The organism is Streptomyces sp. NRRL F-5727 (assembly GCF_000719555.1).
GTDB lineage: Bacteria > Actinomycetota > Actinomycetes > Streptomycetales > Streptomycetaceae > Streptomyces.
This window is the reverse complement of sequence record NZ_JOGX01000018.1, coordinates 96,133-103,018: the sequence shown is the minus strand read 5'-3', so window position 1 is coordinate 103,018 and position 6,886 is coordinate 96,133. Positions and strand designations below refer to the sequence as shown.

Below are 6,886 nucleotides of genomic sequence, written 5' to 3'. Positions count from 1 at the left end.
CCCCCGACCACTCCCCCGACCACTCCCCCGACCACCCCGCCCACCTCCCCGCCGCCGACGCCCGTCTCCGGCGCGCCCGAACTCTCCGTCACCGGCAACAAGTTCACCGACCAGAACGGCGCGGTCCGCCGGCTGCTCGGCGTCAACCGCTCCGGCGGCGAGTTCATGTGCGTCCAGGGCTACGGCATCTGGGACGGCCCGGCCGACGACGCCTCCGTGAAGGCGATCGCCGACTGGAAGGCCAACACGGTCCGCATTCCCCTCAACGAGGAGTGCTGGCTCGGCCTGGACAACATCAAGCCCGAGTACCGGGGCGCCAACTACGTGAACGCCGTCAAGGACCTGGTGGCCAGGGTGCTGGCCCACGGCATGACGCCGGTGGTCGAACTGCACTGGAGCCACGGCCAGTACACCGGCAACTCCTCCGGCTGCGCCGACGTGCACGCCTCCTGCCAGAAGCCGATGCCGAACGCCCAGTACACCCCGGCGTTCTGGACCTCGGTGGCCGACACCTTCAAGAACGACAAGCGGGTCGTCTTCGACCTCTTCAACGAGCCCTACCCGGACCGGGCGACCTCCACCGCGACCCAGGCGTGGACCTGCTGGCGCGACGGCGGCTCCTGCCCCGGCATCGGGTACGAGGTCGCCGGCATGCAGGACCTGGTGGACGCGGTCCGCGCCACGGGGGCGAAGAACCTGATCCTCGTCCCGGGCCTCGCGTACTCCAACGACCTCAGCCAGTGGCTGACGTACCGCCCCACGGATCCGGCGGCGAATCTGGCCGCCGCCTGGCACGTCTACAACTTCAACACCTGCTCCACCGAGACGTGCTGGAACGACACCCTCGCCCCCGTCGCCGCGCAGGTCCCCCTGCTGGCGGGCGAGATCGGCGAGAACACCTGCGGACACGCGTTCATCGACCGCGTCATGAAGTGGTTCGACGACCGCGGGCTCTCGTACCTGGGCTGGACCTGGAACACCTGGAACTGCAGCTCCGGTCCCGCGCTGATCAGTTCGTACGACGGCACACCCACCGCGTTCGGCATCGGGCTGCGCGACCACCTGCGCGCGCTCAACCCGTGACCTCCCGTTGAAAACCGCCATCACCCGAAAGGAACCCCCACCCCCATGAGCCGCACCAGCCGTACCGCCCTCCTGGCGGCCCTCGGCCTCATCACCGCGACCGGAGCCACCGCCACGGTCTTCGGCGCCACCGCCGGCGCCGCCACCCCCGGCTGCAAGGTCGACTACACCATCACCAACCAGTGGAACACCGGCTTCGGCGCCAACGTCGCGGTCACCAACACCGGCGACCCGGTGACCTCCTGGACGCTGGAGTGGAGCTACGGCGGCAACCAGCAGGTCACCCAGGGCTGGAACGCCACCATCACCCAGTCCGGCGCGGCCGTCACCGCCAAGAGCCTGTCGTACAACGGCACGCTGGCGACCGGCGGTTCGACCTCCTTCGGCTTCAACGGCTCCTACAGCGGGACCAACGCCGTGCCGGCCACCTTCAAGCTGAACGGCGTCACCTGCAACACCACGACGCAGCCGACGGACCCGCCGACGACGCCGCCCACCACCCCGCCCACGACGCCGCCGACCACCCCGCCGGCCGGCTCGAAGGCGGACAACCCGTACGCCGGGGCCAAGGTGTACGTGAACCCCGACTGGCGCGCCAAGGCCGAGGCCGAGCCGGGCGGCAGCAGGATCTCCAACCAGCCCACCGGCGTCTGGCTGGACCGCATCGCCGCCATCAACGGCACGCCCGGCGCCCGGGGCCTGCGCGCCCACCTCGACGAGGCGCTGGTGCAGAAGGGCTCCGGCGAGCTGGTCGTCCAGCTGGTCATCTACAACCTGCCGGGCCGTGACTGTGCCGCGCTCGCCTCCAACGGCGAGCTGGGCCCGACGGAGATCGACAAGTACAAGACGCAGTACATCGACCCGATCGCGGCGATCCTCGCGGACCCGAAGTACGCGGGCCTGCGCATCGTCACGACGGTCGAGATCGACTCCCTCCCCAACCTCGTGACGAACGTGGCCGGCCGTCCGACCGAGACCGCCAACTGCAACGTCATGAAGGAGAACGGCAACTACATCAAGGGCGTCGGCTACGCGCTCAACAAGCTCGGCGCGATCCCGAACGTCTACAACTACGTCGACGCCGGACACCACGGCTGGCTCGGCTGGGACTCCAACTTCGGCCCCTCCGCGGAGCTGTTCAAGCAGGCCGCGACCGCCGAGGGCTCGACCGTCGCCAACGTCCACGGCTTCATCGTGAACACCGCCAACTACAGCGCGCTGAAGGAGGACCACTTCAAGATCACCGACAGCGTCAACGGCACCTCCGTGCGCACGTCGAAGTGGATCGACTGGAACCAGTACACCGACGAGCTGTCCTACGCCCAGGCGATGCGCGACAAGCTGGTCTCGCTCGGCTTCGACAGCAAGCTCGGCATGCTGATCGACACCTCCCGCAACGGCTGGGGCGGCACCGCCCGGCCCACCGGCCCGGGCGCCCTGACCAGCGTCGACACCTACGTCAACGGCGGCCGGTACGACCGCCGCATCCACCTCGGCAACTGGTGCAACCAGTCCGGGGCGGGTCTCGGCGAGCGTCCCCAGGCGGCCCCGGCCGCCGGCATCGACGCGTACGTCTGGATGAAGCCCCCGGGCGAGTCCGACGGCGCGTCGAAGGAGATCCCGAACACCGAGGGCAAGGGCTTCGACCGCATGTGCGACCCGACCTACACGGGCAACGCCCGTAACGGCAACAGCATGTCCGGCGCGCTCCCCGACGCGCCGCTGTCGGGCCAGTGGTTCTCGGCCCAGTTCCAGGAGCTCATGAAGAACGCGCACCCGGCGCTGTAACCCTTCCACCCCGCGCCCGGACCCGGCGGACCGGGCGCGGGACCCGGAGTCCACGGAGACGGCCGGACGAGACCCCCAGGGTCCCGTCCGGCCGTTCCGTCGTCGCCGGGGTCCAGCCGCCCGGCAGGGGCTCAGCAGGACCCCCGGACCACCAGCTCCGTCGGGAAGACGCGGCGCGGGTCCTCCGGGGTGCCCGCGACGGCGTGGAGGAGCATCCGGGCCATCGTGCGGCCCATGCGTTCCGTGGGCTGGCGGACGCTCGTCAGGGGCGGGTCCATCAGACGGGCCACCGGGGAGTCGTCGACGCCGACGAGGGCCACGTCCTCGGGGATGCGGCGGCCCGCCTCGCGCAGGGCGCCGCGGGCGCCGGCGGCCATCACGTCGGAGGCGACGAAGACCGCGTCCAGGTCGGGGCGGCGGGCGAGGAGTTCGCGCATGGCCGCGCGGCCGCCCGCCTCGGTGAAGTCGCCGGGCGCGACCAGGCCCTCGTCGGGGGCGTGGCCCGCCTCGGCGAGGCCGGCGCGGTAGCCGCCGAGACGGGCCCGGGCGACGTACATGTCCAGCGGGCCGGTGACGGTGGCGATGCGCTGCCTGCCGCGGCCCACCAGGTGGGCGACGGCGGCGCGGCCCGCGCCGATGTTGTCGGAGTCGACGTACGGGACGGGCTCGGCCTCCGAGCGGCGGCCGTTCATGACGACCGGGATGCCGAGCTCGCGGATGCGGTCGGGCAGCGGGTCGTCGCCGTGGACGGAGGCCAGGAGCACGCCGTCGACGCGCTGGGCGGCGAGGTACTGCTCGAAGCGCTGGCGCTCCTGCTCGCTGCGCACCAGGGTCAGCAGCAGCTGCTTGTCGGCCTCGGCCAGTTCGGCGCTGACGCCGCGGATGAGGTCGAGGAAGTAGGGCTCGGCGAAGAGCCGCGCCTCGGCCTCGGGGATGACGAGGGCGACGGCGTCCGTGCGGCTGCCGGCGAGCGCGCGGGCGGCCTGGTTGGGTACGTAGCCGAGTTCGGCGACGGCCCGCGCCACGGCCGCGCGGGTCTGCTCGCTCACCCGCGGGGAGCCGTTGATGACCCGCGAGACGGTGCCCCGGCCGACCCCGGCGCGGGCCGCGACCTGTTCCAGGGTGGGTCTGCTGTTCTGCCGTCCGTTCACCGTCGCCGTACTCCCCTCGTCGGACATCGCGCCGCTCACCAGGGCCTCGGCGGGGCGGACCCCTCCGGCGGGCGGAGCGGCCGTGCCGGTGGAAACGGGGCCCGTGGGGGCCGCACCGGGATGGGAGCGCTCCCACCCTAGAGCACGGCGCTCCCGCCGCGCCACGCGCGCGTTCAGGAGATGACGTGAAGACCCGCGTCCTGGCGGCGCGAAACCCGCCGAACACCTTCCGGTAACGAATCCGCGTTCATGTCTTGACACCCCCACCCCCCCGGCGGCAACCTTCCGGCAACGACGTGGGAGCGCTCCCATCAGGGGAGCCGGCACAGCCTGCATCAGGTCCCGTCAGGGCCCGCCGAGCCGCGAGCAGCCGACCGGACCTCTTGGCGCACAACGAGCACCACCTTGGACGAGGAGAGTGGAATGCGCACTTCCAGCAGCAGACGCGGACGCCGCACGGCCGCCGCGGCGGTCGCCGCAGTGGTGACCGGCACGGTCCTGCTCACCGGTTGCGGAAGCGACACGGACGACGAGGGCGGGAAGGACGGCGGCAAGATCACGCTGCGGGTCGGCACCTTCGGCTCGTTCGGCTACGACAACAAGACCGGCGCGAAGCTCTACGCCGAGTACGAGCGGCTCCACCCGAACATCAAGATCGAGGAGTCGAACGTCTCCGACGGTCAGAAGTACTGGGACACCCTGAAGCTGCGCCTCTCCCAGAACAGCGGCGTCGCCGACATCCAGGCGATCGAGGTCGGCTACATCGCCGAGGCCACCGGCGAGAGCATGGCCTCCAAGTGGGTCGACCTGGGCAAGGAGGGCGGCGCCGACACCTCCAAGTACCTCGACTGGAAGGTCAAGCAGGCCACCACCGGCGACGGCAAGGTCATCGCCCTCGGCACCGACATCGGTCCGATGGCCGTCTGCTACAACAAGGAGCTCTTCGGCAAGGCCAAGCTGCCCACCGACCGCGAAGAGGTCGGCAAGCTGTGGAGCGGCGACTGGTCGAAGTTCCTCACCGTCGGCGAGACGTACAAGAAGAACGCACCCGCCGGCACCGCCTTCCACGACTCCGCGAGCGGTCTCTTCAACGCGGTGCTCTCCAGCGACCCGGTCCAGTACGCCGACTCCAGCGGCAAGCTCGACTGGGAGAACAGCCCCGGCGTGAAGAAGGCGTGGGAGCTCGGCGTGAAGGCGGCCGAGGGCGGACTCACCGCCAAGCTGCGCCAGTTCGACGAGAAGGGCACCTGGAACGCGGCCTTCAAGAACTCCAAGTTCGCCACCGTCGCCTGCCCGTCCTGGATGACCGGCATCATCAAGGACCAGGCCGGCCCCGCCAACCAGGGCAAGTGGGACATCGCCGCGCCGCCGGTCGCAGGCAACTGGGGCGGCTCCTTCCTCGCCGTGCCCAAGGCGAGCAAGCACGCCAAGGAGGCCGCCGAGCTGGCCGCCTGGCTGACCGCCCCCGAGCAGCACGCCAAGGTCTTCGCGGTGAACGGCAACATCCCGTCCACCAAGGACACGCTCCTCTCGTCCACGGTGCAGAACGCCAAGCTGCCGTACTTCGGCGACACCCCGGTCGGCAAGATCTTCTCCTCGGCGGCGGCCGGCATCCAGCCCGCCGCGATCAGCCGCTGGGACGGCCAGGTGAAGACCTTCCTCACCGACAACGGCATCCTCGACATCGAGCAGCGGGGCACCGACCCGGCCAAGGCGTGGGACAACGTCAAGAAGCTGGTCGAGGACAAGATCGACCAGTAGCGGGGACCGTGTGCCGGCCCGCCGCCACCGACGGGCGGCGGGCCGGCACCGTCCGCACCACCGCACGCATCGACCTGGAAGGACGCCACCCGTGGCCACCTCCGTACGGGCGGAGCAGGGCGGCACCCCGCCGTCCGCCGCACCGCCCTCCCCGCCCGCCCCCCGCGGCCGGCGCCGCCGCTCCGGCCCCGGAGGCTGGCGCAGCACCCTCTACCGCTGGGACGTCAAGGCGATCCCGTACGTCTTCATCGCCCCCTTCTTCCTCACCTTCGCCGCCTTCGGCCTCTTCCCGCTGATCTACACCGGCTACCTCTCGCTCAACCGGGTCGAGCTCGGCGGCACCGCCGAGTGGAAGGGCCTGGAGAACTACACCGACCTCGCCACCAGCGAGTTCTTCTGGAACGCGCTGTTCAACACCTTCACCATCGGTGTCATCTCCACCGTCCCGCAGCTGCTGATGGCCCTCGGCCTCGCCCACCTGCTGAACTACAAGCTCCGCGGCCGCGGCTTCTTCCGGGTCGCCATCCTCGCCCCGTACGCCACCTCGATCGCGGCGGCGACGCTGGTCTTCGCCCAGCTGTTCAACACCGACTACGGGATGATCAACAGCATCCTCGACTGGGTCGGGATCGGGCCGATCGACTGGAACAACTCCAAGTGGCCGGCGCAGATCGCGATCTCCGTGATCGTCACCTGGCGCTGGACCGGCTACAACGCGCTGATCTACCTCGCCGCCATGCAGGCCGTGCCGCAGGACCTCTACGAGGCCGCCTCGCTCGACGGCGCCTCCCGCTGGCGCCAGTTCATCAGCGTCACCATCCCCTCCATCCGGCCGACGATCTTCTTCACGATCATCGTCTCCACCATCGGCGCCACCCAGCTCTTCGGCGAGCCGATGCTCTTCGGCGGCAGCGTCGGCATCAGCGGCGGCAGCGGCCACCAGTTCCAGACGCTGAGCCTCCTGATGTACGAAAAGGGATGGATCACCGGCGCGCTGGGCTCCGCCTCGGCGATCGCCTGGGTCATGCTGGCGCTCCTGCTGCTCATCGGAGGCATCCAGGCGCTCGTCTCCCGCCGCAACCGCAAGAAGCTGGGGGACTGAC

At 70.6% G+C, this 6,886-nt stretch carries 5 protein-coding genes; 4 read left to right on the top strand and 1 reads right to left on the bottom strand.

Annotated features, from left to right (window positions below; genetic code table 11):
• Together IF73_RS0115580 and IF73_RS0115575 are read left to right on the top strand one after the other, a co-directional pair.
• Positions 1–1,083: glycoside hydrolase family 5 protein (locus tag IF73_RS0115580; protein ID WP_031008020.1), on the top strand; the 1,083-nt coding region annotated here is incomplete at its 5' end.
• A gap of 45 nt (positions 1,084–1,128) precedes the next feature.
• Positions 1,129–2,871, top strand: coding sequence for a glycoside hydrolase family 6 protein (locus IF73_RS0115575; RefSeq protein WP_031008018.1), 1,743 nt, complete (start codon positions 1,129–1,131; stop codon positions 2,869–2,871).
• Positions 2,872–3,002: 131 nt separating this feature from the next.
• On the opposite strand, the gene IF73_RS0115570 is transcribed toward IF73_RS0115575, so the two are convergent.
• The gene (locus tag IF73_RS0115570; RefSeq protein WP_051716816.1) at positions 3,003–4,049 is read right to left on the bottom strand and encodes a LacI family DNA-binding transcriptional regulator; all 1,047 of its coding nucleotides are present in this window, start codon (positions 4,047–4,049) and stop codon (positions 3,003–3,005) included.
• A 396-nt stretch (positions 4,050–4,445) separates the two neighbouring features.
• Here IF73_RS0115570 and IF73_RS0115565 point away from each other — a divergent pair, with 396 nt between their 5' ends.
• Positions 4,446–5,783, top strand: a complete 1,338-nt coding sequence (locus tag IF73_RS0115565) for an ABC transporter substrate-binding protein (protein ID WP_031008014.1) — start codon at positions 4,446–4,448, stop codon at positions 5,781–5,783.
• Between the two features lie 91 nt (positions 5,784–5,874).
• On the top strand, positions 5,875–6,885 hold the full coding sequence (locus IF73_RS0115560; RefSeq protein WP_031008012.1) for a carbohydrate ABC transporter permease: 1,011 nt from the start codon (positions 5,875–5,877) through the stop codon (positions 6,883–6,885).
• Position 6,886 lies beyond the last annotated feature (1 nt).

Excerpts from the sequence above, each read along its gene's own strand:
- IF73_RS0115570 (WP_051716816.1), bottom strand. The coding sequence starts at position 4,049 with ATGTCCGACGAGGGGAGTACGGCGACGGTGAACGGACGGCAGAACAGC.
- IF73_RS0115575 (WP_031008018.1), top strand. The coding sequence starts at position 1,129 with ATGAGCCGCACCAGCCGTACCGCCCTCCTGGCGGCCCTCGGCCTCATC.
- IF73_RS0115565 (WP_031008014.1), top strand. The coding sequence starts at position 4,446 with ATGCGCACTTCCAGCAGCAGACGCGGACGCCGCACGGCCGCCGCGGCG.